The following is a 23,873-nucleotide window of genomic DNA, read 5'->3' as shown; positions in this document are numbered from 1 at the left end:
TTCCCCTTTCGAGCCGTGTGCTGCGAGGTCGGGTACTACGCGGAGACTTCTGTATCGGACGCTACGCGAGGCGGACCGGCAGCACAACGATCCCGCGCCGCTACCCGTACAGCCGTACCGGCACCGCCAGCGGTCCGGTGGTACTGATCTGGTTCGCGTAGCCCAGATCCGCCGGATCGCGGGCCAGCGTGAGCCGCGGAAAGCGGTTGAACAGCATCGACAGCGCGATACGGCTCTCCAGCCGGGCCAGCGGCGCACCCAGGCAGAAGTGCGGCCCGCGGCCGAAGGCGAGCTGATCGCGGTGGTCGTGGTCGATGTCGAACCGGTCGGCGTCCGGATAGTGGCGGGCGTCCCGGCCGACCGTGCCGTGCCACAGCATCATGCTGCCCGCCGGAACCTCGACGTCGGCGACGGTCACGTCGTGCAGCGCGTAGCGCATCAGGGCGCCGACGACCGGCGAGCCGTAGCGCAGCATCTCCTCCACCACATCGGCCCACCGCGACTCGGCGACCGCCTTGGCGCGCTGCTGCGGATTGGTGCACAGCACCACGACCGCGGTGCCCAGCAGATGCACCGTCGTCTCGTGCCCGGCCACGATCACGATCCAGAGGATGTTGACCAGTTCCTCGGTCGTCAGGTTGTTGTCCTCGTTGGCCGCCAGCAGCGCGGTGGTCAGATCGTCGCCCGGCTCGCGGCGCTTGCGCTCCAGCAGTTCGGTGAAGTAGCCGATCATGCCGACCATGGCGCCCCCGGCCTCTTCGTGGGTCGCGGTGGCCGAGACGATCGTGGCGGTCCAGTCCTTGATGCGCGGCTGGTCCTCGGTCGGCACGCCGAACAGTGTGCAGATCACCCGAACCGGAAGCGGCGTAGTGAAATTCGCGACGAGATCGACCTCCTCGTCCTGGGGAAAGGCCGCGATGAGATTCGCGGCGATCTTCTCCACATCCGGTTCCAGCGCGGCGATCCGGGCCGGTGTGAAGGCCTGGCTGATCGTCTTGCGCAGCCGGCGGTGGTCGAGACCGTCCATGTTGAGCATGTGGTCGATATCGGTCAGCGCGCGCAGCGGCCAGTCGGCGGGGATGGTGCCGTCGTGCAGCGCGGGACAGTGCGCCGCGTTCTTGGCGAACACCTTGTCGTCGAGGACCTGGCTCACGGCCCGGTAGCTGGTCGCGACGAATGCCGGTACGCCGCCGGGCAGTTCGATCGGGACGACCTCACCGGCCGCCCGGATGCGGGCGTAGGTGTCGTATACGGATTCTCCAGCGGTGGGAAGCTGGATGACTGCTCGGGTCATAGTGTCTCCCAGGGGATTGCGGGCTGATCCCGAGCAGTGTGGTGCACCCGCGCGAGCGCTGAAACCCGTTCCGGGACCTCCTGCCCGCCAGCGGAATTCATCGGCACCAAAACGTAAGTCGCAGACCCCGTTGGCAGGACGGCGCCCCGAGATGGCGATAGGGTCCCATGCGCGGAACGAGATTCAGCCGCTCGAACCAGGATCGGGGTCTGTATGAGATACGACCGGCTGACCGTGTCCGATGCGCGGCAGTGGACCGAGCTCACCAACACCTTCGTGCCGATGGATCACCGGATCGGCGATCCGGACCACTGGAATTCCAGCCTGACCGTGCAGCAGACGACCACCTACAGCCTGCTGCGCTGGGACGAACCGGGCGACCGGATCGGCTATCGCACGCCCTCGCACGTGCGGCGAGCGCCCGCCGACAGCTTCTACTGGCTGGTCCTGCCCGAGCGGGTCCCCTTCACGGTGGGCTGGAACGGTGACGGCGTCGCCAGCGCGGCGCCGGGCGGCGCCATCCTCATGGGCTTGGACCAGGCGTGCCGGATGCGCCCGGGTCCCGCCGCGATAGCAATGCAGTTGCCGCGCACCGAAATCGACCACGCGGTCCCCGCCGACGGCCCGCGCCGCCTCGTGCTGAATCTGGAGACCGGCCTCGGCAGCATCGTCCGGACCATGCTCCAGAGCGTGCACGCTGAGAAGTCCCAGCTGAGCGACCGTGACTTCAACGCGGTGTGCGACCGCATCAGCGAGCTGCTGTGCATGCTCGCGCTCGGCGATCTGGGACCGCAGAGCGGGCACGGCGAGGAAACGGTCGCGGCCGTGCGGCGCTATGTGCGCGACACCCTCGGCGCCGGGGATCTGCGGCTGCCGGCCGTGGCACAGGCGCTCGGCTGGTCGCCCCGGCAGCTGCGGGTCACCTTGCAGCAGGCCGGGACCACCTACCGCGACCTGCGCCGCGAGGAGGCCCTGCGGCTCGCCCGCGACACTCTGGAACGCCCTGGGCCGCAAGGATTGTCGATCACCGAGGTGGCGGCCCGCTGCGGTTTCACGCCGACCTGGTTCTCCGCCGCCTTCAAGGCCCGGTACGGCGAGACCCCCCGCGACTTCCGGCGGCGTCGCGCGGCCGAGGGCCCCGAGCGATGAACCGCCGCCACCCGCCCCCGGAATCCTGCCGGCACCGCCCAGCAGCACCAACCTGGGCGCACGGCAGGACCAGGGGTTTCTCGGCTCGGCAAAGCCCTGACCGGGGCGATTTCACCCCGTACCGCGGCAGCTGGTAGTCTCGATCGTCGGCGCGGCGCTACGCCCCGGTGTAGTGCGCCCAGAGACTTCTCGAAGCATGACCCCAACTGACGACAGGAATCAGAGGAACAAGCGTGGCCAACATCAAGTCCCAGATGAAGCGGATCCGTACCAACGAGGCGGCGCGTCAGCGTAACCAGTCGGTCAAGTCCGCGCTGCGCACCTCGATCCGCAAGTTCCGCGAGGCCGCCTCGGCCGGTGAGAAGGAGACCGCGCAGCAGCTGCTGGTCTCGGCGAGCCGCGACCTCGACAAGGCCGCCTCGAAGGGCGTCATCCACGCCAACCAGGCCGCCAACAAGAAGTCGGCGCTGGCGCTGGCGTACAACAAGATCGGCTGATCTTTCGCGGTAGCACTACCGCACTGTTCTTCGCGATGCCGCCGTGGCAGAGGGTCTGCTGAAGCAGACGACCACGGCGGCTTTGTCGTGTCCGGGAACCGGTAGCTCCACCGGTGGGGGTCGGCTACCGTGATCGGGTGACGGGTGGGGTGCTCTACAGAATCACGGTGGCGATCGCGGCGGGGGCGCTGCTGGCCGGGTGCGGGCAGACCGCCTCCGCTCCCCCGCAGACTTCGGACGAGTCGGCGGCTCCGGTCGCCATGGGTCTGCCTGGCGCGAAATCCTCCGGCGCGCACGGCAAGCTGGCAACCGCGAGCAGCCCCGACTGGATGGGCGCACTGCCCGACGATCGCCCGCTGGGCCGCCTATCCGTGCCCGGCACCCACGACACGATGGCCGTCCACGGCGGTAAGGGCGGTCCGGCGGTGGTCACGCAGGAGGGGTTCGACAAGGGCTGCGCCGACGAGCCCTGCACCTCCCGCCAGACCCTGCGCGGCCAGCTGGAGGCCGGTGTGCGCGCCCTCGACATCCGGGTGCGCCGCGACGAGGCCGATGTGCCGGCCGTCCAGCACGGGTCGTTCTACCAGCACGCGAACCTCGGGGACGTCCTCGGCGTAGTGGACGACTTCCTGTCCCGGCATCCGCGCGAGACGGTCCTCCTGCGGGTGAAGGCGGAATGTGCCAACGACGGCCGTCCCTTCGGCTGTGTGGACGCCGGCGGGGCCAAACCGGACCTGCCCCTGATCGACCGGTACCTCACCGCCGCACCCCGCGCCTGGCGGCCCTCCGCTACCGCCCACGCCGACCTACCCCGGCTCGGCGACGTCCGCGGCAAGATCGTCGTCACCCAGTTCACCGATATCGAACACGGCGAGGACCGGGGCCTCACGGTCGACGCGCAGGACCTGTGGGACGGCCCGGACATGGACGTCAAATGGGCGGCGATCGCAGCCCACCTGGCCAAGGCCGCCGCCGCCCCCACCCCGGCCCTCTACATCAACTACCTCTCCGCCAACGGCGCCCCCGACCCCACCAAATTCCCCGGCCGCTACGCGTCCTACGAAAACGACCACACCCTCGACCACCTCCGCACCCACCCCGGCCCCACCGGAGTCCTGATGATGGACTTCCCGGGCCCTGCATTGGTCGAGGAGATCATTCGCCACAACGCGGGATGACGCCCCCTCAATTCCGGGATGCCTTCTTGCTCCCGCCATTCCTTCTTGTTCCCGCCATGCCTTCTAGTTTCCCGGCATGCCTCCTAGTTTCCGGCATGCTTTTGGCCGGAAACCTACGCAACATGACAGCTTCCCTAGCTCGTTGCCGCTCAACGACTTTCGTGAAGATCCAGAATTTTCGCCAACGCGTGTTCCAGAGCGAAGTTCGTATCCGCCGCGCCACCCTTCACATCGGCGTTGAGGGTGGCGACGACCTCGAGGGCGTTGCCGATGGTGGCCGGGTTCCACCCCCGGGCCTGGCCCTGGGCCTTCTTCACCTTCCACGGCGGCATTCCGAGGGCCGAGGCGAGTTTGAACGGGTCGCCGCGGCCGGCCGAACCGACTCGGGCGATGGTGTGCACCGAGTCCGCAAGGGCGTCGGCCAGCAGCACAGCCGGCACGCCGCGGTCGGTGGCCCAGCGCAGCGCCTCCATGGCGCCGGCACGGTCACCGGATACGGCGAGTTCGGCCACGTCGAAACCGGTGACCTCGGCCCGGCCGGAGTAGTACCGCCGCACGGCCGCGACATCGACCCGGCCGCCCGTATCGGCGGCCAGCTGCGAGGCGGCCGCGGCCAGCTCGCGCAGGTCGGAGCCGACGGCCTCCAGCACCGTCTGCACCACCTCGCCGGACACCCGGATCCCCGCGGCGCGGAATTCGTTGCGCACGAACTCGATTCGCTCACCGGCCTTGGATACCTTGGCGCAGTGGTGCACCTCGGCGCCCGCCTTCTGCAGTGCCGGGGCCAGCGCCTTCGCCCGCCCGCCACCCGTGTGCAGGATGACCAGCACCACGCCCTCGGGCGGCGCGGAGGCCGCGTCGGTGATCACCGCGACCGCGTCCTTCCCCGCCTCGGCCGCCGACTCCAGAATGATCACCCGGTCCTCGGCGAACAGTGACGGACTCAGCAACTCGGCCAGCTCGGAGGTGCTCGCATCCCCCGCCGCAGCCGATCCACCGGCAACGCCTCCGGATCCGGCGCGGCCCCCCGCACCCCGGCGACGATCGCGGCGACCGCGCGCTCGATCAGCAACTCTTCCTCACCGAGCACAAGATGGACGGGTGCGGGACGTTCGGTCACGGCGACGATCCTACGGGTGCGGTCCGACACCCCCGGCATTCGCCGCGCTGCCCGAGAAGTCACCGGAGACCTCCCTCCGGGGCCAGGCGAGGCGGAGCAGGACCGCTATCGCGATGGTCACTGCCGCCGCGGCGAGTAGGCCACCGCGGACGCCGTCGGAGACGTCGAGTGAAAGATTCAGTGCGGCACCGTGTTCGGCGACCGTCAGGAGCCACCACAGGGCCGGGGCGGTCGGCTGTAGGACCAGGATCGCGGCGGGTTGCCATACGCACGAGAGCAGGGCGCCGACGGTTCCGAGGATGGTTATCGGGGCGATCAGCGGTTCGACCAGGACGTTGGCCAGGATGGCCAGCAGGCCCACGTGTCCGGTGAGTGCGGCGAGGATCGGCGTCGTCACCAGGAAGGCCGCGGTCGCCGCCGCGAATGCCTCGGCGGCGACGCGGGGCCAGCCGTGTGCTCGCAACCAGTGCGCCCAGGGCGGGGCCAGCAGGACGAGGCCCGCCGTGGCGGAGACCGACAGGGCGAAGCCGGCGTCGACAGCGAGCGCGGGCGAATACGCGAGCAGCCCGATCACCGCGGCGCACAGCGCGGGCAGTGCCTGTCTCCGGCGGCCGGTCATGAGGGCCAGCAGCGCGATCCCACCCATTACCGCCGCCCGCAGCACCGAGGGTGACGGCCGCGCCAGGATCACGAACGCCACCAGAGCCAGCGCCGCGAGCGCGAGGCCCAGCCGGGCGTCCAGGGTGAGCGCCCGCGTCGCCATCAAGACCGCGGCGAAGAGGATCGAGACGTTCATCCCCGACGCGGCCGTGAGATGCGCCAGATCCGTCTTCTCGAAGTTCTCCCGGACGTGCTCCGGAAGCCGCGAGGTGTCGCCCGCGACCAGCCCCGGCAGCAGGCCCGCGGCATCGTCGGACAGCGCACGATCGGCGGTGTCGGCGAACCTCGCCCGCACCGTGCCCGCGACCCGCTGCCACCACGGAGCCTCCGATACGGCGATCGGCGGACCCTGCGCCCGCAGTACCGCGACGGTGAGGTCCCGCCGCCACGGCCGGTCCACCCGTGCCCGGAATTCCACGGTCCGGCCCGGGAGAATCGTCGACCACCCACGCTCCGGCGCGAGCACGATGACACCCCCTCCCGCCCGAACCGCCGACTCGCCGTGCCGATACTCCCGGAGATCGGCCCGCACCAGACGTTGCCGCCCACCGAAAGGCTTGCTCGACAACACTTTCGGATCATCCGTCGGCGTCACCACGGCTGTCAGATACGTTCCCGGAGCCGCGGTCCGCAGCGGATGCACCGCCACCCGATATTCGTGCCATGCGGCCGCCACCGCGAACCCGCTCCCCGCCAGCGCCGCGGCCACGATCGCCATCGCAACCACACGCGCCCGCCCCGGCCACACGGCCCGTAAGAGCAACGCGCCCGACACCATCCCCACCCCGGCCGACGCACCGCCCGCCATCAGCCCCACCCGCCAGCCACAGGCGACCCCCGCGATCGTGACCCCCCAGCACACCACCGTCGCCGGAACCAGCCGCACATCAACCGGCCGAACCTCACGATCCGCTTCACTCGACGCCTGCCCACCGTCATCCCCCACAGTCCACCGCCCAGGCACGAAATCCCCAGGCCCGCACGCCGATCCCGCTCATATCTCCACCGCATCGCGCAGCCGAAACGAGTAGGCCGGACCGACGCCCCCGATCACGAAGCCTTCCGGCCCGCACACCCTGCACCGCCGCCGTCATATCTTCACCAGGTCGCGTATGCGGGCCAGGCGGGCGGGGCCGATGCCGGTGACCTCGGCTAATTGGTCGATGGTGGTGAAGCGGCCGTGTTCGGTGCGCCAGGCGATGATGGCGCGGGCGGTGGTGGGGCCGACTCCGGGGAGGGCGTCGAGGTCGGATTCGGTGGCGGTGTTCAGGTCTACTTTTGTGGCCGGGTGAGAGGGGCCGCCCGACGCCGCCGTGGGGGCTCGCCGGCCGGGAACTACCGCGCTGCCCGTCTGTGGCGGAACGGAATCGGGGGCCGTGGTTCCGACCACGACCTGATCGCCGTCGACGAGCCGCTGGGCCAGATTCAGGCCGGCGAGATCGGCGCCGTCCTTCGCGACCGTGGCCGAGACCGCGTCGGCCACCCGCGAACCGGGTGGAAGATGCAGGAGGCCGGGGTGCTCGACCATGCCGACGACGCTCACCACCAGGTCCGCCATCCGATCTCCGGACCCGCCGGCCGTCGGCGCGGAACCGGAGACGCCTCCGGCCGACACGGTGCCGGGCACACCCGCCGACGTCGCAGCACTGGACACACCCGCCGGCGTCGCAGCACCGGGCGCACCCGCCGGCGTCGCGGCACCGGGAACGTCCCCGGGCCGCACGGCATCGGAAACACCGGCGGGCGGGACACCACTGGGCGCACTCCCACCAGGCATGCCCCCGGCTGACGAAGTACCGGACACTCCCGCCGACGGCGCAGCCCCGGACGTACTGGTTGCGCCCGCCGTACCCGCACGCACCACGGGCAACGGCGGAACAGGCTGTGCGACAGGTCTTTCCCGTTGTGCCGCGGCGGCCGCGAGCACCACCGCCACCAGTCCGACCGCGGCCAGCACGAGCAACCCGCGCCGCCCAGGATCGAGGCGTGTTCCCCGGAATCGCTCCGGGACCAGCCGCTCGTGCCACACCGCGAGACCGCTCGAGGGTTCGCTCAGCCATTGCGGCGTGCGCGGACCCTCGACCGTCTCTTCCCACTCGTCCCCGTCGTCGTCCGGGCGGCGGCCCGGCACCGGATCGTCGAATTCGTCGAGATCCCAACGCCCGCCCGGCACCGATCGTGTATCGGGCGCCTCCGCCGCGAGCGACCCCAGCCGCTCGCGGACCCGTCTCCGCTCCTCGTTTCGCGCCATGCGAGCCACCGTAGGCCGATGCCGCACCGAGATCCCCGGCCCGACAAGGTCTTTCGACAGACCTGGGGACAGCCGATCCGCTGTGCACAACCAGCCGGCATCGGGTGGCTACTTGTCACACCGATCTGGTATCAGTCCGCCGGGCGGTGGGCGAAGTGCACCGTCCTGGCCGTGAGCAGGAAGACGTCGGTGCGATTGTCGACGGATTCCGGGTCGTCCGGGTCCACCAGGCGATCCAGGGTGGCCAGGTCGTCCTCGGCGAGGTAGTCGGTGTGCATGCCGCGGTGGCGTTCGAGCCACTGCCGCGCCGACCGGCGCGCACCGGCGTCCAGCGGTGCGGGGCGGTCGACCAGGAAACTGCGGCTGTACGCGTCGACCAGGCCCGCGGCGCGCAGGAGAGCGGGCCAGTCCTCGGCCACCGAAACCGAGCCCGGCAGTTCGGCACGCATCTGCTCGAACCGGTCGGCCAGCGCGACATCCAGCCGCATCTGCAGGCCCGGACGGCCGAAACCGATATCCCGAGGCAGCCACCGCACCGGCAGCCCGCCCTCGGCGATCGCCAGGGTGCCGCCCGGCCGCAGCAGCCCCGCCATGCGGGTCAGCGCGTCGAGCTGATCGCCGACGTGGTGCACGACGTTCGCCGACCACACCAGATCCGCTTCGGGCAGGTCGGACAACCCGCCCGGGAACTCCGCGACGCGGGTGCTCAGGCGCACCCCCAGCCGCTCGGCCCGCTGCTCGGCGCGGGTCAGCAACTCCGGCGTCCCGTCCACCGCGATCACCTCGGCATCGGGGAACCGCTGCGCCAGCAGGCACGCCGCCACTCCCGGTCCGGACCCGATATCCAGGATCCGTTTCGGATTCAGATCCGCCAGCCGATCGAACGCACCGTCCAGGTACGGCTGATACGCCTCGGCCTCGTCCACCAGCATGTCGGCCATCGCGGCCCAATCGAAGTCGTCGTGATTCACCCCTCGACAATGCTCCACACCCCCGGAAGCAGGCAACATCCTTTGCCATTTCGGCAAACGTGTCGTACCCCGCGCCGCCCTGCGGCAACCCGACCCGAGACGCAGATCCGCTGGGCCCGTTATTCATCCGCCACCCAGAGGCCGCGCGACGCAGTACACTGCCGGAAGGGTTGGGGTTTCCACACGGATTGTTCGGGGGGTTCATGCCATCCATCGACGTACAGCGACGCCCATCGGCCCCGCACGGCGCGTCCCTGCCGAGCCCGGACAGGCACCGGCACGACGGAGCCCATGGTGTCTGAACCTGCCTTCCCGAACTCGACTTCGACAACCGAACTCGGCACTCACGGCGGCATTCGCTATTCGATCGCTCGCACCAGCGAACCGTGGCAGCTCCCGATCGACGCCATCGTGGTGTCGGTCGGCTCCAGTCTCGGCAGCCTGGGCGGCGCACTCCGCATGGAATTCGCCGAGGCGGCGTGGCGCGACGTCCCTTACGACCACATCAATGCCGACCGGCCCCATATCCTGGCACTACCACCGCCCCCGGGGACGAATCCACTGCTTCGGCGCGCGATATTGGTCAACCCCAGGAACGAGCCCGGCGAATACAGCGACATCACCGACAACTCCCTGGCTTCCGCCGTGAAGTCGGCGCTCGAGGCGGCCTCGGGTCTCGGTGCGCGAGCGATCGGACTGCCATTGCTCACGGCGGGACTACTGGGCGAGCCGGTCGATCACGTCGCCGAGATCATCGTCCCCGCGGCCGTTTCCACAATGGACGTCCGACCAGGACGCGACGCGGACCAGCTGATGTTCCTCTGCCAGAGCGATACCGACGCCGAAGTCATCGCCGCGGCATTCACCCGAGCCATCGCCAACTCGCCGACACTCGCCGAAGCCCCACTGGCAGGCGGAGTCTCGAGCGACCTGGTGGACCCGAACGTCGGAATCCCTTTGCACGACGACCATCTCGGCGTCGCTCCGTACGTATCGATGCTCGCCACCGTCGTTGCCGACCGCACGACCCCGCTGCCCCTGTCGATCGGAGTCTTCGGCGAATGGGGTTCGGGCAAAAGCTATTTCATGGGTCTGCTGCGCGACCGGATCCGCACCCTCGCGGACTCGGGCAGCGAGCAGTACTGCCGGGAGATCGTGCAGATCGGTTTCAACGCCTGGCATTACGCGGACAGCAACCTGTGGGCCAGCCTCGGTGACGAGATATTCCGGCAGCTCGCGGGCGGCACGGAGGCCTCCGCGGACCGTGCCGACCGGATTCGCGCCGAACTGACCGAACGCCTGGATCAGCGCCACCAGCTCCAGGCGGCCACGCGCCAGGCCCGTGCGACGGCGACCCGGCTCCAGACCGAGGTCGACCGGGCCGTCGCCCATCGCGAGACCACCGCACGCAATCTGCTTGCGACACTCACCAATTCGTCTCGTTACGGCAGCGAGATCGCGACCCTGTGGCGGCAGCTGGGCATCACCGACGAGAAGGAGCGGGCCGACCTGCTGGCCGGACAGCTCCACGACGCGGTGGACGACACCAAGGTGCTGGCACGCGCATCGCTGACTCGTGCCGGACGGATCTCGCTCGCCTTCGCGGTCGCCCTCGTCGGCATCGGCGTGCTCGTACCGCTGATCGTCTCGCACGCCGCCGGCCAGCTGGCCTGGGTCACCGGACTGGTCACCGCGCTGGGCGGGGTCGGCGGGGTCACCGTCCTGTTCGGTCGCGCGCACGCCGGTCTGCGCACGTTGCGGCGGGTACGGGAGGACCTGCGCGGCGAGATGCGGACCGCCGCGGAGAGCGCGGTCGGCACCGAGATGGCCGATACTCTGACCAGGCTGCGCGCCGCCGAGGCCGAACAGCGGGTCGCGCAGGCACAGCTCGACGATGTGATCGCGCATGTCGGCGAACTCGGCCGGCAACTCGCCGAACTCGACCCCGGGCGGCGGCTGTACTCGTTTCTCGCCGAGCGTGCCGGAAGTGATTCGTACTCCGGCAAACTCGGCCTCATCTCGACGATCCGCAAGGACTTCCAGCAGCTGGTCCAGCTCATGGACGATTGGCGCCGCAATCCGGACCCGTACGGCGATCACCGGCCGATCGACCGCATCGTGTTGTATATCGACGACCTGGACCGCTGTTCCCCCGACCAGGTCGTCGACGTCATGCAGGCCGTGCACCTCCTGCTGGCCCTGGACCTGTTCGTGGTGGTCGTCGGGGTCGATCCGCGGTGGCTGATGCGTTCGCTGCGCACCCGCTATTCCGCACTGCTGCGCGACGGGGACAACGACCCCGAAGATCTGTGGCACACGCCCGACGACTATCTGGAAAAGATCCTGAACATCCCGCTGGTACTGCCGCCGATGTCCTCGACCGGTATGAGCCGGCTGCTGCACGCGCTGGGAGACCCGCGGCCTTCCGCCACGCCGCGTTCGGTGCCGGCCCCTCCTGCCGAGCGCCGGCCGACGACGACGTCCCCTCCGCCGAGCGCGGATCGCTACGGTGTGATCACCGCCCTCGATATCGAAGCGGGCTCGGAGGTCGACGTCCTGCAGCACTCCGTCGTGGCCCCGGAACCGCCGCGGCCGCTCACCGATCCGGAACTGACGCTGCTCACCGCACTGGACATGCTGGTGGACACACCGCGTGAGGCGAAGCGCCTGCTCAATCTCTACCGCATGGTGCGGGCCACCCGTGACCTCTCACCCGCCTCGCGCTTCCTGGGCATGGACGGCCGCCCCGGCGAATTCGAGGCGGTCGTGCTGCTGCTGGGACTGCTCACCGCCCACGCCTCGCTGCTCGCCGATGTGCTCGATATGGTTCCGGATCCGGTGCGCGGGCTCGCCGGCGGTCTTACGTACCGGCCGCCGGATACCGAGCTGGACCGGTTCGTCGCCGATTTCGAACCGCGGGACTCCGGCTCGGAGTGGGTGAACGGGATCATCGGCGGGATACCGAAAAGCCAAGTGCCCAAGTGGCATCGACTGCATTCGGGGCTGGTCCGGCTCACGGCGCACGTGACCTTCAGGGACCTGTCCGGTCTCCACACCTGGCTCCCCCGGGTACGGCGCTTCTGCTACACGCTCACGCCCGGTGCGGCCGTGCCGCCCACGTCGGCCGCACCTCCGAACGGCCGTCCGGCGAGCAGTTCTGTCACGCGGACCGCATGACGCCGGTTCAGCCGCAGCCGCCGGGGACCACCAGGACGCCTACCGCGCCGGGACCCAGGTGGACGGCGAGGGTGGGGCCGAATTCCGCGGTGACCAATTCGCGGATGCCGGGGATGAGGTCGGTCAGCTGGGCGGTGATGGTGGTGGCGGCGTCGGACGCGCCGAGGTGCTGGACGGCTACGGTGGCGCCGTCCTCGCCCGCGGCGTCCACCGCGGCGGCGACGAGTTTCGCGAAGGCCTTGGAGCGGGTACGTGCCTTCTCGCGGAGTTCGAGTCGGCCGTCGACCATCTGCAGGATGGGTTTGGTGACGAGTTCGGTGCCGAAGAAGGCGGCGGCGGAACTCAGGCGGCCGCCACGGCGAAGCTGTTCTGTGCGGTTGACCACGATGAACGCCCGGCCGCGGCCCGCCGCCGACGCGGCCGCGTCGTAGACGACCTCCAGCGCGGCGCCCTCGCGGGCTCGCCGCGCCGCCGCCAGCACCGGCAGGCCCGTGCCGAGGCCGGCGCTGAGCGAGTCGACCAGCCGGACCTTGTCCGCGGCGTCCATATCGCGGATCGCCTGCCGGCCGGCCTCCCAGGTCGCCGACAGCTGACGCGAAATATGAACGGCCACAACACCGTCACCGCCGCTGAGCGCCAGCGCCCGCTCGTAGGCGGCGCACAGCTCGCCCGGCGAGGCGGCCGAGGTCGTCACCGTCGAGGACGCGTAGTCGATCGGCTCGTCGTCGACCCCTTCGCGAAGCGCCCGATCATCGACAAGCACGTGCAGCGGCACCACGACGACGCCCAGTTCCTCGACGAGTTCGGCGGGCAGGCCAGCGGCGGAGTCGGTCACCACGACGACGGCCACCGGTCATCCACCCCCTCGCCGAACCGAGGCGGGGTTTCCGCTCATGAACCGCCCTCGGGGGCACGGACTTCCGCCAGCACCTTCACCATGGCCCGGGCGACGGCGGTGTGACCTTCCCAGCCCCAGTGGATGCCGTCCGGATTGGCGTCGCCGGAGAAGATGTTGTCGCGTACCGCATCGGCCAGATCCACCAGGGGCACAGCGGTTTTCGCGGACCACTCGCGCAGCGCGCGGACCGCGGGCTCGCGGCCGGCGTGGACGCGACCGTATGCCTCGCAGTCGTGCACCGACGGCAGGACACCGATCATCGGCAGCTCGGGGCGCAACTGGGCCAGCGCATGTCGCGACTGTTCCAGGTAATCGACGCTCACCTTCGGCGGCAGCGCCACCGGCCTGCCCAGATGCGACAGCCGCGGCTGCAACCACTGGTAGCCGTTGCGCACCCACCGCCGCAGCGTGGGCGGCCGGAGGTAGCGGATCTGCTCGCGCAGCGCGGTCGGCAGCGGCGACGGCAGCGAATCCATACCGCCGGTGGCGAAGACGACCGCCCCCGCACGCGGCACCGCCGCCCACACCCGCGGGTCCCCGATCAGCGCCCAGTAAGCATCGCGACACGTCCAGCCGATCCGCCCGATCAACTCGACATCCCAATCCAGCTCGGCCCCCACAAGATTGGGCCAGATCCGAGGATCATCACTGGGCAACCCACCCTTGGGCCCGAAGTAGGCCAACGAGTCCGCAACCACCAGCAGAACAGGCCGAGCCTTACCGCCTGCCCCCAACGTCCCACCCTCCACGCCGTCGGCCTCCCCTACACCGGGCGACCCCGCTGTACCAGGCAACTCGGCCGCGCCGGGCAACTCGGCCGCGCCGGGCAACTCCGCTGCGCCAGGCAACTCGGCCGCGCCGGGCAACTCCGCTGCGCCAGACGACTCCCCTTTGCCGGGCAACTCCGCTGCGCCGGGCAACTCCGCGCTGGGCGACTCGGCCGTGCCAGGCAACTCCGCCGCACTGCGCAACTCCGCCGGGCCAGACAACTCCGCCGTGCCAGACGAATCGGCCGTGCCAGGCAACTCCGCCGCACTGCGCAACTCCGCCGCGCCGGACAACTCCGCCGTGCCAGACGAATCGGCCGTGCCGGGCGACTCCGCTGGGGCTGGCGACTCGGCTGTGCCTATCGGATCGGCTCCGGCCTCTGGCGACGTCCGCGGACCGGCGGCCGATGCGGTGGGGGCCGCAGCGGGCTCGGTCGTGGGCCGACCGCCGGCAGCGGAGTCGACAGGGCCGGATGAGGTCACGTGGCACGTCCTCCGAACAAGCGCTTCACCGCACGGCGGAAACGTCCGCCGCCGGAACCGGAATCGTCGGTAGCCGGAGCGGAACTCGCAGCCGGAGCCTCCGGCTGAACGGTCTCGGCCTGCTCGGCGACGGGGGCATCCTCCGGCACAGCCGCATCGGAGGCAGCGGAAACAGCATCGGCCTCCGTCTCGCCGGAAGAGGCTGCCGACTCGGTGGCGTCCGGCTGCCTATCCCCGGCGCTCTCGTCCGCGTCCGCTGAAACCACGCTCTCCGAAGGCACTTCGGCAGGGCTGACCCCGTCCGCGCTGTCTTGCGCCGCAACCGTCTCAGCCGCAGGCTGCTCGGCGACTGCGGCATCAGCCGCGGTACCGGTTTCGGAGTCCTTCGCCTCGGCCTCCGCAGCCTGATCGCCCGCGACGGAAGCACTTTCCTGGGCAGCGGGGGCCACATTCGCGTCAGTGGGAACATCCGCTGTCGACTCATCGGATGCCGTCGCCTGCTCAGCGAAGTCCGCGTCCGTCTCCGCGCCGCCCGTCGCAGCCTCCGCTGTGGACGCCGCTTCGGCCTCGCCGGAGGCCGCGGCTTCCGGCGCATCCGTCTCGGGCGCAGCCGACTCGGCAGGAACCTCCGTGTCGGTCGTCGCGGCATCGGTCTCGTCGGCGGCAGTCTCCTGCGACACAACCGATTCCGAGGTCTCAGCGGGCTCCGTCTCGGAGGCGCTCGCCGCTTCTGCCACCGCGGTCTCGTCGGAGGCCGCGCCTTCGTCGGCCGCCGCGCTCTCCGCGTCGTCCGAGACCGCGGCCTCGGCCGTCTCCGCCGCCACCTGCTCGTCGCCGGCCTCGACCGCCGCACTCTCCTGCGGCGCAGCGGGTTCCGGCGGGGTGGCCGGGCCGCCGAACAGGACGTCCGGGAGGTGCCGTACGCGGGAATCGGATTCCCTGCGGAACAACTCGTCGGGCACGGCGCCGCCGCGCTCGAACTCCGGCTCCGATTCCCGCTCAGCGGGTTCGGGGGCCGGGCCGCCGAACAGGGCGTCCGGTAGGCGCCGCACGGGCCCCTCGGACGCCTTGCGCAGCAGTTCGTCGGATACCTGCCGGACCGGTTCGTCCCGGTCGTCGGAGGACTTTTCAGAGGACATCAGGTGCTACCTTTGCCGCCGCGTTCCACACATCCAGTCGCCACCCGGGCTGCTCGATGCTCGGACCGTGGCTGCTCAGTTGCACCCAGCTCGTATTGGCCAGCCCGCCGAGGACGGGCCAGTTCTTCTGGGGCAACTCGAGCAGCGCAGCGGTCAGTGCCGCGATCAACCCGCCGTGCGCGACGAGGATGATGGTACGACCGGGCCAGTCGGTGCGCGCGGCGAACAGCTCACGCACTACCGGAAGCGCCCGCGCGCCAACCTCGAGTTTGCTCTCCCCGCCGGGCGGAGTGAAGTCGGCGTTCAGCCGCCAGGTCTGGCGTGCGCCCGGATATTGCTCGTCCACCTCGATGTGGGTGAGGCCCTCCCAGTCGCCGAGACTGGTCTCGCGCAGCCGCCGATCGAGCACGACGTCGATGCCGCTGTGGTCCGCCAGCGCGACCGCGGTGTCGTAGGCCCGCCGCAGGTCCGAGGAGATGAGGGCGATGGCCTCGTGGCCGGCCAGTTCCCGGGCGGCGTCCTTGGCCTGACGACGGCCCAGTTCGCTCAGCTCGGTATCGGTCTGCCCCTGCATACGATCGGAGGCGTTCCATTCGGTCTGACCGTGCCGCAGCAGGATCAGGCGGCGTACTCCGGCGTGCTTGTCGTACCTGGCGTCCTCGACGTCGTCCAGGGCGGATCCCAGGCTCACTCGGCGGCCTCGGCGTCGGTGTCGCGCGGACCCCCGATCCCGTCCACCGGAACCTGCGGGCAGTCCTTCCAAAGCCGTTCCAGGCCATAGAAATCGCGCTCGTCGGCGTGCTGGATGTGCACCACGACCTCGACGTAGTCCAGCAGCACCCACCGCCCCTCGCGGGTACCCTCGCGCCGCACCGGCTTGTGCCCGGCCAGGCGCAGTTGCTCCTCGACGTTGTCGACGATCGCGTTGACCTGCCGCTCGTTCGGCGCGGACGCGATCACGAAACAGTCGGTGATGACCAACTGATCGGAGACGTCGAGCACCACCACGTCGGAGGCCAGCTTCTCGTCGGCCGCGCGCGCGGCGATCCGCGCCATCTCGACCGCTTCGACAGTAGCTGTCACTGGGCCACCTTCCCGTTCCCTCCCGGCACGTACAAATGCCGCTTCGATATGTACTGCACGACCCCGTCCGGGACGAGATACCACACCGGCCGCCCTTCGGCGGCGCGGCGACGGCATTCGCTCGACGAGATCGCCAGGGCGGGGATCTCGATGACGGTGACCGCGTCGGCCGGCATATCGCGCAGGTGCTCGGCGAGGTGGTCGATGTTCAGTTCGTACCCCGGACGGCTCACCCCGACGAATTTCGCCAGCTCGAACAGTTCCGCCCAATCCTGCCACGTGAGGATGCTGGCCAGCGCGTCCGCACCCGTGATGAAGTACAGGTCGGCGTCGGGATGCTGGGACTGCAGGTCACGCAGGGTGTCGACGGTGTAGGTGACCTTGGCCCGATCGACGTCGGCCCGGCTGACCGAGAACCGCGGATTGGACGCGGTCGCGATGACGGTCATCAAATATCGGTCCTCGGCCGGGCTGACCTGTTTGTCGGCCTTCTGCCACGGCTGGCCCGTCGGTACGAATATGACTTCGTCGAGGTCGAAGCGATGCGCGACCTCGCTGGCGGCAACCAGATGCCCGTGATGGACGGGATCGAAGGTCCCACCCATCACACCCAGTTTGCGCCGACCTGTTTCTTGCACGAATGCCGAGCTTACTGGGCGAGTCGGCGACCGCCCGTCACCCGGCGTGGGTAGGCGGGCGTCACAACCATCCGTCCAGTCCGGTGATGAACCCGTCGAAATCGTCGGCGTGCACATGGTGGCCGGTCTTCGGCACGCTGCGAATCTCGAAACCGGCCGTCCGGTAGTCCTCGGCCCGATCATCGGGAATCAGCACACTCGGATCCGCCCGCAGAACCAGCGACGGAACGAGGGGAAACACTGGGGCATAGGCGGTTTCGAGGTACTCCATGCGCGTGGTGTCGGGATCCCAGCGAGCCAGTTCGTCGAGCCGGACCCGTACCGCCTCATCACTCCACCTCGGCGACGCCGCCCGGATCTCCGCCGCGCCCCAGTCCTTCATCGCCCTGATCGCCGGTTGCACCGCGCCGTACCCGTCCGCGCTGTCCGGATACCACGCCGGGTCCTCGTAGACCGCGCGCTGCGGGCGCAGCCGCTCGACGATCATGGCCAGCAGCACACCGCCGAGCGAGTGCCCGATGGCCAGCTCGACTCGCTCCGGCGCCACCGACAGCAGGTCGTCGGCCCACCGCTCCCGGCTGTATCGCCCGCGCGGGCTGTCCCCGTGACCGGCGAGATCCGGCGCCAGGACGCGATAACCCCGCGCCGCCAGCGCGGGCCCGACCTGCCACCACGAGCGCGAACTCGCCGACAGTCCGTGCACCAGCAGCGCCACCCGGTCCCCCTGACCCCACTCCCGCACATGTAGCCCGGTCATCGCACCACTCCTCACGCATGATTTCGTCATCCATCGAAATCCTCACCCAGATTTCGATCTATGTCAAAGTCTCGAATCCCTGTTAGCCTGGCGGCATGCGAGCGCTGAACCACCCGACGATCGACTCGGTCGACCTGGCCACCGTCCTCAACGCGCTCGCCGATCCGATTCGCCTCCGCGTGATCGGGCAACTGGCCGAGGCCGGAGGCGTGGTCTGCGGCGGTTTCGACGTTCCGGTGAGCATGTCCACCCTGTCCCACCACCTGAAGGTGCTGCGCGAGGCCGGACTCGTCCGCGTCACTCCCGAGGGCAGCCATCGCCGGCACGAACTGCGCGCCGACGAGATCGAGGGCCGCTATCCGGGTGTGCTGAGCAGCATCATCACCGCCACCCGCGATCCTGCTTGAAACCACCGGATACCCGAATGATCACCGCGCCAACGGAATCGCAGGATGACCGGGCCGGGTTACGAAGTGGCCGTGCGGCTTACGGCAGTCGCGAAGTCCCCGGCCTGCGGAGTTGCCGGACGGATGCGCGAAGCGCGCGGCGCAGAACCGCTGCCGGGCGGGCGGAGTTTTCCGCGGCGGCTACCGAGGACAGCAAATCGGCGTGCAGTTCACGACAACCGGGATCGTTCGCCACCAGCCGGGCGCCGATGGCGAATTCCCTTGCGGCATCGCGGTATCGATGCAGGGCCTGCAAGCTCTGCCCGAACTGTTCGTGCAGGATCGCGGCTTCGGGAGGCGGGTAGGGCAGCTCCCGGTGACGGAGGGCGCGCCCGTACAGTTCGGCGGCCTCGCGGTGGCGACCGGCGCGGCGGTGGATGCGAGCGGCGAGCAGGGTGTGGTGCGCGCAGTCGGCGACCGACAGGTGCTCCCAGCTGGCGGCGGCGGCGAGGGCCGCGGCGACGAGTTCGGTGTCGTGGCCGGGCTGGCCGGAGACGGCGGTGACGATCATCGAGCGCAGCCGGGCGATCTGGTCGTCCGCGAGGACCGCGCCGCCGGACGCGACCGCCCGCCGCAGCGCGTCCTCGGCGGCGCCGGGATCCCGGGTCAGCCGCGCGGTGCCGAATTCGATCAGTTCCCGCACCTCGGGCGGACCCCACGAGGGATCGTCGGAGACGGCGCCGACCGCGATCGGCGACGAAGCGGCTGGATGGTCGTCGGCATCCCGGGGTCGGCTCGGCACGCGCGAATCGTCGCGCGCGGCGCTTTCGGGCCACTTAACAACCGCTAATATTCACGCCGCGGACGCGATTCGGGCAGCTCCGTCCCATAGGGGTTATCGACCGGCCCGGCCATTTCGTCAACAGATCCGACGGAGCTTTCAGCCCAGCTGCAGATCCGGCTTGTACAGATCGAGCCACGTGTACAGATCGATCGCGCGGTCCAGGCCGGAGCGGACGTGCGCCTCCATCCGTGCCGGGTCCTGCTCCACGGCCCGCTGCATCCACGGGCGGTCGATCACACCCCACAGCTGCGAATCACGTTCGGTCAGCATCTCTTTGCCCAGCTGCTGCAGATTCGCCGCGTACCCCGGATCCTGCGTGGACGGGTACGGGCTCTTCACCCGCTCCACCACCGATCGAGGCAGAACGTGTTCGGCCGCGTGCCGCAGCAGGCTCTTCTCCCGCCCGTCGAAGGTCTTCAGCGACCAGGGCGTGTTGTAGACGTATTCAACGAGCCGGTGATCGCAGAACGGCACCCGCACCTCCAGGCCCACCGCCATGGATGTGCGGTCCTTACGGTCGAGCAGGTTGCGCACGAACCGGGTCAGGTGCAGATGGCAGACCGTGCGCATGCGATGCTCGACCTCGGACTCCCCGTCGAGGTGCTCGACCTCGGCGCAGGCCGCCGCGTACTGGTCGGCCACATAGTTCTCCAGCTGGAGCCGTTGCCGCAGTTCGGGATTGATGATCTGCCACAGACGCTCGCCGGTGAGAGCGTTGTCGAACGCCAGCCACGGGAACGTATCCGCCTTCAGCACGACCTCGTCGTGGAACCACCGGTAACCGCCGAACACCTCGTCGGCCGATTCACCGGACAGCGCCACCGTCGACTGCGCCCGAATCGCCTTGAACAGCAGGTACAGCGACGTGTCCATATCACCGAGCCCGGCCGGGATATCGCGGGCGGTGATGACGGCGCGGCGCACCGAGAGATCCGACAGCTGCGCCGGATTCAGCACCACGTCCTCGTGCTGCGACCGGACGAGCGCCGCGACCTCGCGCACGAACGGCGAATCGGGGGTGTCGCGCATCTCGTCCGGGACGAAGTTCTCCTCCTGATCGGCGTAGTCCACCGAGAAGGTGCGCACGCGCTCACCGTCGCGGGCCAGGCGCGCGGCCGCCAGACCGGTGATGGCGCTGGAGTCGAGTCCGCCCGACAGCAGCACGCAGCGAGGCACATCCGAGATCAGCTGCCGATCGACGATATCGGTCAGCAGCTCGCGCACGCGCGCCACGGTGTCGTCCTGGCTGTCGGTGTGCTCGACGGCGTCCAGCCGCCAGTAGGTGCGCTCCCGAATCCCGTTGCGGTCCACGGTGATCAGCGTGCCGGGCAGTACCTCGTACATACCCTTCCACAGCGACCAGCGCGGCGCCTTGGTGAAGGCGAAGATCTCGCGCAGACCGTCGGCGTCGACAGCCTTGGGCACCGACGGATTGGCCAGAATGGCCTTCGGCTCGGACCCGAACAGCACGCCGTCGGGGGTCGGGTAGTAGTAGAACGGCTTGATGCCCATGCGGTCGCGGACCATCACCAGCTTCTCGCTGCGCTGATCCCAGATCGCGAAGGCGTACATGCCGTTGAGGTGATCGACGACGCTCTCGCCCCATTGCAGGTAGCCGTGCAGGACGACCTCGGTGTCGCTGTCGGTCCGGAACGTATGCCCCTGCGCCGCAAGTGTTTCGCGCAGTTCGCGGAAGTTGTAGGTCTCACCGGAGTACACCAGGCCGATATCGCCGTCCGGCGTGCTGATACTCATCGGCTGGGTGCCGCCGGGCAGATCGATGATGGCCAGGCGACGATGACCGAGGGCAGCGTGGGTGCGCACGAAGGCGCCCTGATCGTCCGGCCCGCGACAGGCCATGGTCTCGGTCATCGCGTCGAGGATCGCCTGCTGACGAGTCAGGTCCGCGTCGAACGACACGCAGCCCGTGATTCCGCACATCTCACGCCCTCCAGTTAGTTAGCGAATGCAAATACCCGTAATTTCGTTGTAACACGGGGCATATGCCACTCGCCAGGGGGTGGGTGAAACGTCCGAATTGCCCTTCGGTTGCCCTCGAAGGGACTAGATGGGCAGCAGCCGGCTCACGACGGAGGTGAGTTGCCGCGCGGAGCGGCATTCGTGCATCTCGACGATCTCGGCGTACCGCTCGGCGGCGGAATCCCCTGTCCCCCAGAGCTTCTCCGCCTCGGGGTTGAGCCAGTACGCGTGCTTGGCTACCTGAGCCAGCTCGGCGAGCGTATTCAGGGCCGGGTCGCGATAGTTGGTGCGGGCGTCGCCGAGAATCAGCATCGACGTGCGGCTGGTGACGGCGTCGGGAAAGTCCTCGGCGAAACCCCGCAGGGCCGATCCGTAGTCCGAGTGCCCCTCGATGCCGACTACCCGGGCCTCCGTGAAGATGCGCCGGGTCACCTGGTCCAGCGGGGTCACCTGGTCGAACAGGTGGGTGACCTCGTCGACGCGATCGACGAACGCGAAGATCCGCACCCGCGAGAACTGCTCGCGCAACGCGTTCACCAGCAGCATGGTGAAACTGGAGAATCCGGCGACCGAGCCCGAGATATCGCACAGCAGAACGAGATCCGGGCGTCCGGGCCGTGGTTTGCGGGCCGCCAGCTTGATCGGCACACCGCCGGTCGACATCGATTTGCGCAGCGTCTTGCGCAGATCGATCTCGCCGCGGCGGGCCCGGCGGCGGCGTGCGGCCAGCCGCGAGGCCAGTACCCGCGCGAGTCGCTGGCTGCTGCGCCGCAGTTCGGCCAGCTCGTTCTCCGAGATGCGCAGGAAGTCGGCGTCCTCGGCCTGGCGCTGCACGCCGTAGGTGGCGACGCGCTCGCGGCCGATGCGTTCGGCGACGCGGCGGCGGGTCTCGGCCTCGACCGTGCCGCGGAAGTCCTTGATGCGCTGCCGGGCGGTTCGCCGGGCGACCTCGGTGTCGAAGTCCGAATCGTCCATTCCGGCGGCAAGTCCCGCGAGCAGCTTGCTCACCAGCAGTTCGGGTTGAAGGTCCTTGAGGGTCTGGTACGCCGAGAACGACGGGCCGTTCGCGGATCGGTACTGGCCCATCTGCTCGACCATCTGCGCGGCCAGCGCCTGCAACTGCCGCTCGCGATCGCCCGACGGATCCGCGAGTAGCAACTCCGCCAGCATCTTTCGCAGTTCGATGATGTCGACCTCACCATCCGGCTTACGCGGGATCTCGACCTCCTCCGCGCCCGCGCGCTCGCCGAGCGCCGCGGGGAACCAGAGGTCGAACAGGCCGTCGAACGTGGGCCGCTGCGAGGCGCGGCGCACCAGCGCACAGGACAGCCCCTCACGCAGCATCTCCCGGTCCATCAGATCCAGAACCGTGAGAACCTTTCCCGCATCCACGGTTTCGGAAGGGCCAACGGGAATCCCCCTGCCACGCAACGCTTCTACGAACCCGACAAGATGCCCCGGAAACCCCTCCGGCGCAAGCGATTCCCCACCCCACCCATCGGGACCCACCCTGCCGTCCCCACCCGCACCGTCTCCCCCGCGACCGTCGCTCCCCTTGCCAATCCCGCGACCGTCGCTCCCCTTACTATTCCCGCGACCGTCGCCCCCACCATTTTCCCGGCGCGCTTTCGGCCGGGAACCCACGACAGACCCCGGCCAAAACCGCCCCGCATCGCCGGAGGTGGACCCGCTCTTGCCGGACACGGGTCAGGCCAGTTTCAATTCGGCCAGCGCGCGCTGGTGGTCGCTCTGGTGCTTGAGGACGACGCCGAGGGTCGCGCGCACGGTCTTGTCGTCGAGGTCCTTCAACCCCAGCGCCAGCAGCGTCCGCCCCCAGTCGATGGATTCCGCGACCGACGGCAGCTTCTTGAGCTGCATACCGCGCAGCACGTGCACCACCCGCACCAGCTGCGCCGCGACGGCGGGCCTCAGCTCCGGCACCCGGCTGGCCAGGATGCGGCGTTCCAGCTCCTCGTCCGGGAAGTCGATGTGCAGGTAGAGGCAGCGACGCTTGAGCGCCTCGGAGAGTTCTCGGGTGGCGTTGGAGGTGAGCACCGTGAACGGGCGACGGACCGCGGCGATGGTCCCCAGCTCGGGCACGGTCACGGCGAAATCGCTGAGCACCTCGAGCATCAGGCCCTCGATCTCGACGTCGGCCTTGTCGGCCTCATCGATCAGCAGCACCGTCGGGTCCTTGCGCCGGATGGCGGTGAGCAGCGGCCGCGACAGCAGGAATTCCTCGCTGAAGACGTCGGATTTCGTTTCCTCCCAGCCGTTCTCGCTGGAGGCCTGGATGCGCAGGATCTGCTTGGCGTGGTTCCACTCGTACAGCGCCCGCGCCTCGTCGATGCCCTCGTAGCACTGCAACCGGACCAGCTCGGCATCATCCCCGGCGACCTGCGAGACCGCCCGCGCCAGCTCGGTCTTGCCGACACCGGCGGGGCCCTCGATCAGCAGCGGCTTACCCAGTCGGTCGGCGAGGAACACCGAGGTCGCGGTCCCCTTGTCGGCCAGGTAGCCGGTCTGGGCCAGCCGCTCGATCACGTCGTCGACCGAGCCGAAGATCGGTTCGTGCACTGCGTCCTGCACTGTTGCGGTCCT

General features: G+C 69.5%; 20 protein-coding genes and 1 pseudogene. 5 read left to right on the top strand and 16 right to left on the bottom strand.

All coding sequences use genetic code 11. From position 1 onward, the window contains the following. Window positions 1-100: 100 nt before the first annotated feature. Window positions 101-1,294: a cytochrome P450 family protein gene (locus ON41_RS10410; protein WP_040747179.1), complete on the bottom strand. Its 1,194-nt coding sequence runs from the start codon at window positions 1,292-1,294 to the stop codon at window positions 101-103. Window positions 1,295-1,507: 213 nt separating this feature from the next. Here ON41_RS10410 and ON41_RS10405 point away from each other — a divergent pair, with 213 nt between their 5' ends. The 3 genes from ON41_RS10405 (at window position 1,508) to ON41_RS38895 (ending at window position 4,118) form a co-directional block, all read left to right on the top strand. Then, the gene (locus ON41_RS10405; protein WP_051161197.1) at window positions 1,508-2,443 is read left to right on the top strand and encodes an AraC family transcriptional regulator; all 936 of its coding nucleotides are present in this window, start codon (window positions 1,508-1,510) and stop codon (window positions 2,441-2,443) included. Between the two features lie 233 nt (window positions 2,444-2,676). After that, window positions 2,677-2,940, top strand: coding sequence for a 30S ribosomal protein S20 (rpsT, locus tag ON41_RS10400; RefSeq protein ID WP_040747177.1), 264 nt, complete (start codon window positions 2,677-2,679; stop codon window positions 2,938-2,940). Between the two features lie 137 nt (window positions 2,941-3,077). Continuing rightward, the gene (locus ON41_RS38895; RefSeq protein ID WP_157185418.1) at window positions 3,078-4,118 is read left to right on the top strand and encodes a phosphatidylinositol-specific phospholipase C; all 1,041 of its coding nucleotides are present in this window, start codon (window positions 3,078-3,080) and stop codon (window positions 4,116-4,118) included. A gap of 149 nt (window positions 4,119-4,267) precedes the next feature. Here ON41_RS38895 and holA read toward each other — a convergent pair. The 4 genes and pseudogenes from holA to ON41_RS10375 all read right to left on the bottom strand — a co-directional run bounded on the left by holA (window position 4,268) and on the right by ON41_RS10375 (window position 9,120). Next, a pseudogene (gene holA / locus ON41_RS10390) lies at window positions 4,268-5,277 on the bottom strand (DNA polymerase III subunit delta). Next, window positions 5,249-6,784 (bottom strand): ComEC/Rec2 family competence protein, encoded by a 1,536-nt coding sequence (locus ON41_RS10385; RefSeq protein WP_051161195.1) that lies wholly within the window; start codon window positions 6,782-6,784, stop codon window positions 5,249-5,251. The pseudogene holA and the gene ON41_RS10385 overlap by 29 nt, the downstream one beginning before the upstream one ends. Window positions 6,785-6,988: 204 nt before the next feature. After that, complete coding sequence (locus tag ON41_RS42975; protein WP_246461707.1) at window positions 6,989-8,149, bottom strand: ComEA family DNA-binding protein; 1,161 nt, start codon at window positions 8,147-8,149, stop codon at window positions 6,989-6,991. Window positions 8,150-8,280: 131 nt separating this feature from the next. Next, complete coding sequence (locus tag ON41_RS10375; RefSeq protein ID WP_246829495.1) at window positions 8,281-9,120, bottom strand: class I SAM-dependent methyltransferase; 840 nt, start codon at window positions 9,118-9,120, stop codon at window positions 8,281-8,283. A 291-nt stretch (window positions 9,121-9,411) separates the two neighbouring features. On the opposite strand from ON41_RS10375, the gene ON41_RS10370 reads away from it, so the two are divergent. Continuing rightward, on the top strand, window positions 9,412-12,297 hold the full coding sequence (locus tag ON41_RS10370) for a P-loop NTPase fold protein (protein ID WP_040747176.1): 2,886 nt from the start codon (window positions 9,412-9,414) through the stop codon (window positions 12,295-12,297). A gap of 7 nt (window positions 12,298-12,304) precedes the next feature. On the opposite strand, the gene ON41_RS10365 is transcribed toward ON41_RS10370, so the two are convergent. From ON41_RS10365 to ON41_RS10335, 7 genes are all read right to left on the bottom strand, one after another. Next, the gene (locus tag ON41_RS10365; RefSeq protein ID WP_040747174.1) at window positions 12,305-13,147 is read right to left on the bottom strand and encodes a DegV family protein; all 843 of its coding nucleotides are present in this window, start codon (window positions 13,145-13,147) and stop codon (window positions 12,305-12,307) included. A gap of 41 nt (window positions 13,148-13,188) precedes the next feature. Then, window positions 13,189-13,929, bottom strand: coding sequence for a diglucosylglycerate octanoyltransferase (octT, locus tag ON41_RS10360; protein WP_040747173.1), 741 nt, complete (start codon window positions 13,927-13,929; stop codon window positions 13,189-13,191). A 512-nt stretch (window positions 13,930-14,441) separates the two neighbouring features. Beyond that, entirely contained in the window at window positions 14,442-15,584 is a 1,143-nt protein-coding gene (locus ON41_RS38890) for a prolipoprotein diacylglyceryl transferase (protein WP_051161193.1), read from the bottom strand. Next, window positions 15,574-16,269, bottom strand: coding sequence for a histidine phosphatase family protein (locus tag ON41_RS10350; RefSeq protein WP_246462106.1), 696 nt, complete (start codon window positions 16,267-16,269; stop codon window positions 15,574-15,576). The genes ON41_RS38890 and ON41_RS10350 overlap by 11 nt, the downstream gene beginning before the upstream one ends. Window positions 16,270-16,271: 2 nt before the next feature. Next, complete coding sequence (gene rsfS / locus ON41_RS10345; RefSeq protein WP_040747172.1) at window positions 16,272-16,667, bottom strand: ribosome silencing factor; 396 nt, start codon at window positions 16,665-16,667, stop codon at window positions 16,272-16,274. Further along, window positions 16,664-17,305: a nicotinate-nucleotide adenylyltransferase gene (gene nadD, locus ON41_RS10340; protein ID WP_083905253.1), complete on the bottom strand. Its 642-nt coding sequence runs from the start codon at window positions 17,303-17,305 to the stop codon at window positions 16,664-16,666. Before nadD ends, rsfS begins: the two co-directional genes overlap by 4 nt. 61 nt (window positions 17,306-17,366) lie before the next feature. Further along, on the bottom strand, window positions 17,367-18,062 hold the full coding sequence (locus ON41_RS10335; protein ID WP_040747170.1) for an alpha/beta fold hydrolase: 696 nt from the start codon (window positions 18,060-18,062) through the stop codon (window positions 17,367-17,369). A 95-nt stretch (window positions 18,063-18,157) separates the two neighbouring features. Between ON41_RS10335 and ON41_RS10330 the strand changes: the two genes are divergently transcribed. Beyond that, a complete protein-coding gene (locus tag ON41_RS10330) occupies window positions 18,158-18,469 on the top strand; it encodes an ArsR/SmtB family transcription factor (protein ID WP_040747168.1) in 312 nt (103 codons plus the stop codon). A 79-nt stretch (window positions 18,470-18,548) separates the two neighbouring features. Here ON41_RS10330 and ON41_RS10325 read toward each other — a convergent pair whose 3' ends face one another. The 4 genes from ON41_RS10325 to ON41_RS10310 all read right to left on the bottom strand — a co-directional run bounded on the left by ON41_RS10325 (window position 18,549) and on the right by ON41_RS10310 (window position 23,861). Then, window positions 18,549-19,250 (bottom strand): hypothetical protein, encoded by a 702-nt coding sequence (locus tag ON41_RS10325; RefSeq protein ID WP_040747167.1) that lies wholly within the window; start codon window positions 19,248-19,250, stop codon window positions 18,549-18,551. Between the two features lie 138 nt (window positions 19,251-19,388). Next, window positions 19,389-21,233: an asparagine synthase (glutamine-hydrolyzing) gene (gene asnB / locus ON41_RS10320; RefSeq protein WP_040747165.1), complete on the bottom strand. Its 1,845-nt coding sequence runs from the start codon at window positions 21,231-21,233 to the stop codon at window positions 19,389-19,391. Between the two features lie 123 nt (window positions 21,234-21,356). Then, entirely contained in the window at window positions 21,357-22,781 is a 1,425-nt protein-coding gene (locus ON41_RS10315) for a VWA domain-containing protein (protein ID WP_040747164.1), read from the bottom strand. A gap of 198 nt (window positions 22,782-22,979) precedes the next feature. Next, window positions 22,980-23,861, bottom strand: coding sequence for an AAA family ATPase (locus tag ON41_RS10310; protein WP_040747163.1), 882 nt, complete (start codon window positions 23,859-23,861; stop codon window positions 22,980-22,982). Between the last annotated feature and the right edge of the window lie 12 nt (window positions 23,862-23,873).

This window comes from Nocardia transvalensis NBRC 15921 (assembly GCF_000308875.1).
GTDB classification, from domain to species: domain Bacteria; phylum Actinomycetota; class Actinomycetes; order Mycobacteriales; family Mycobacteriaceae; genus Nocardia; species Nocardia transvalensis.
The sequence above is the reverse complement of the archived record's forward strand: the minus strand, read 5'-3'. Positions and strand labels throughout refer to the sequence as shown.

Excerpts from the sequence above, each read along its gene's own strand:
- ON41_RS10410 (WP_040747179.1), bottom strand. The coding sequence starts at position 1,294 with ATGACCCGAGCAGTCATCCAGCTTCCCACCGCTGGAGAATCCGTATAC.
- ON41_RS10405 (WP_051161197.1), top strand. The coding sequence starts at position 1,508 with ATGAGATACGACCGGCTGACCGTGTCCGATGCGCGGCAGTGGACCGAG.
- ON41_RS42975 (WP_246461707.1), bottom strand. The coding sequence starts at position 8,149 with ATGGCGCGAAACGAGGAGCGGAGACGGGTCCGCGAGCGGCTGGGGTCG.
- ON41_RS10370 (WP_040747176.1), top strand. The coding sequence starts at position 9,412 with ATGGTGTCTGAACCTGCCTTCCCGAACTCGACTTCGACAACCGAACTC.
- ON41_RS38890 (WP_051161193.1), bottom strand. The coding sequence starts at position 15,584 with ATGTCCTCTGAAAAGTCCTCCGACGACCGGGACGAACCGGTCCGGCAG.
- ON41_RS10335 (WP_040747170.1), bottom strand. The coding sequence starts at position 18,062 with ATGACCGGGCTACATGTGCGGGAGTGGGGTCAGGGGGACCGGGTGGCG.
- ON41_RS10330 (WP_040747168.1), top strand. The coding sequence starts at position 18,158 with ATGCGAGCGCTGAACCACCCGACGATCGACTCGGTCGACCTGGCCACC.
- asnB (WP_040747165.1), bottom strand. The coding sequence starts at position 21,233 with ATGTGCGGAATCACGGGCTGCGTGTCGTTCGACGCGGACCTGACTCGT.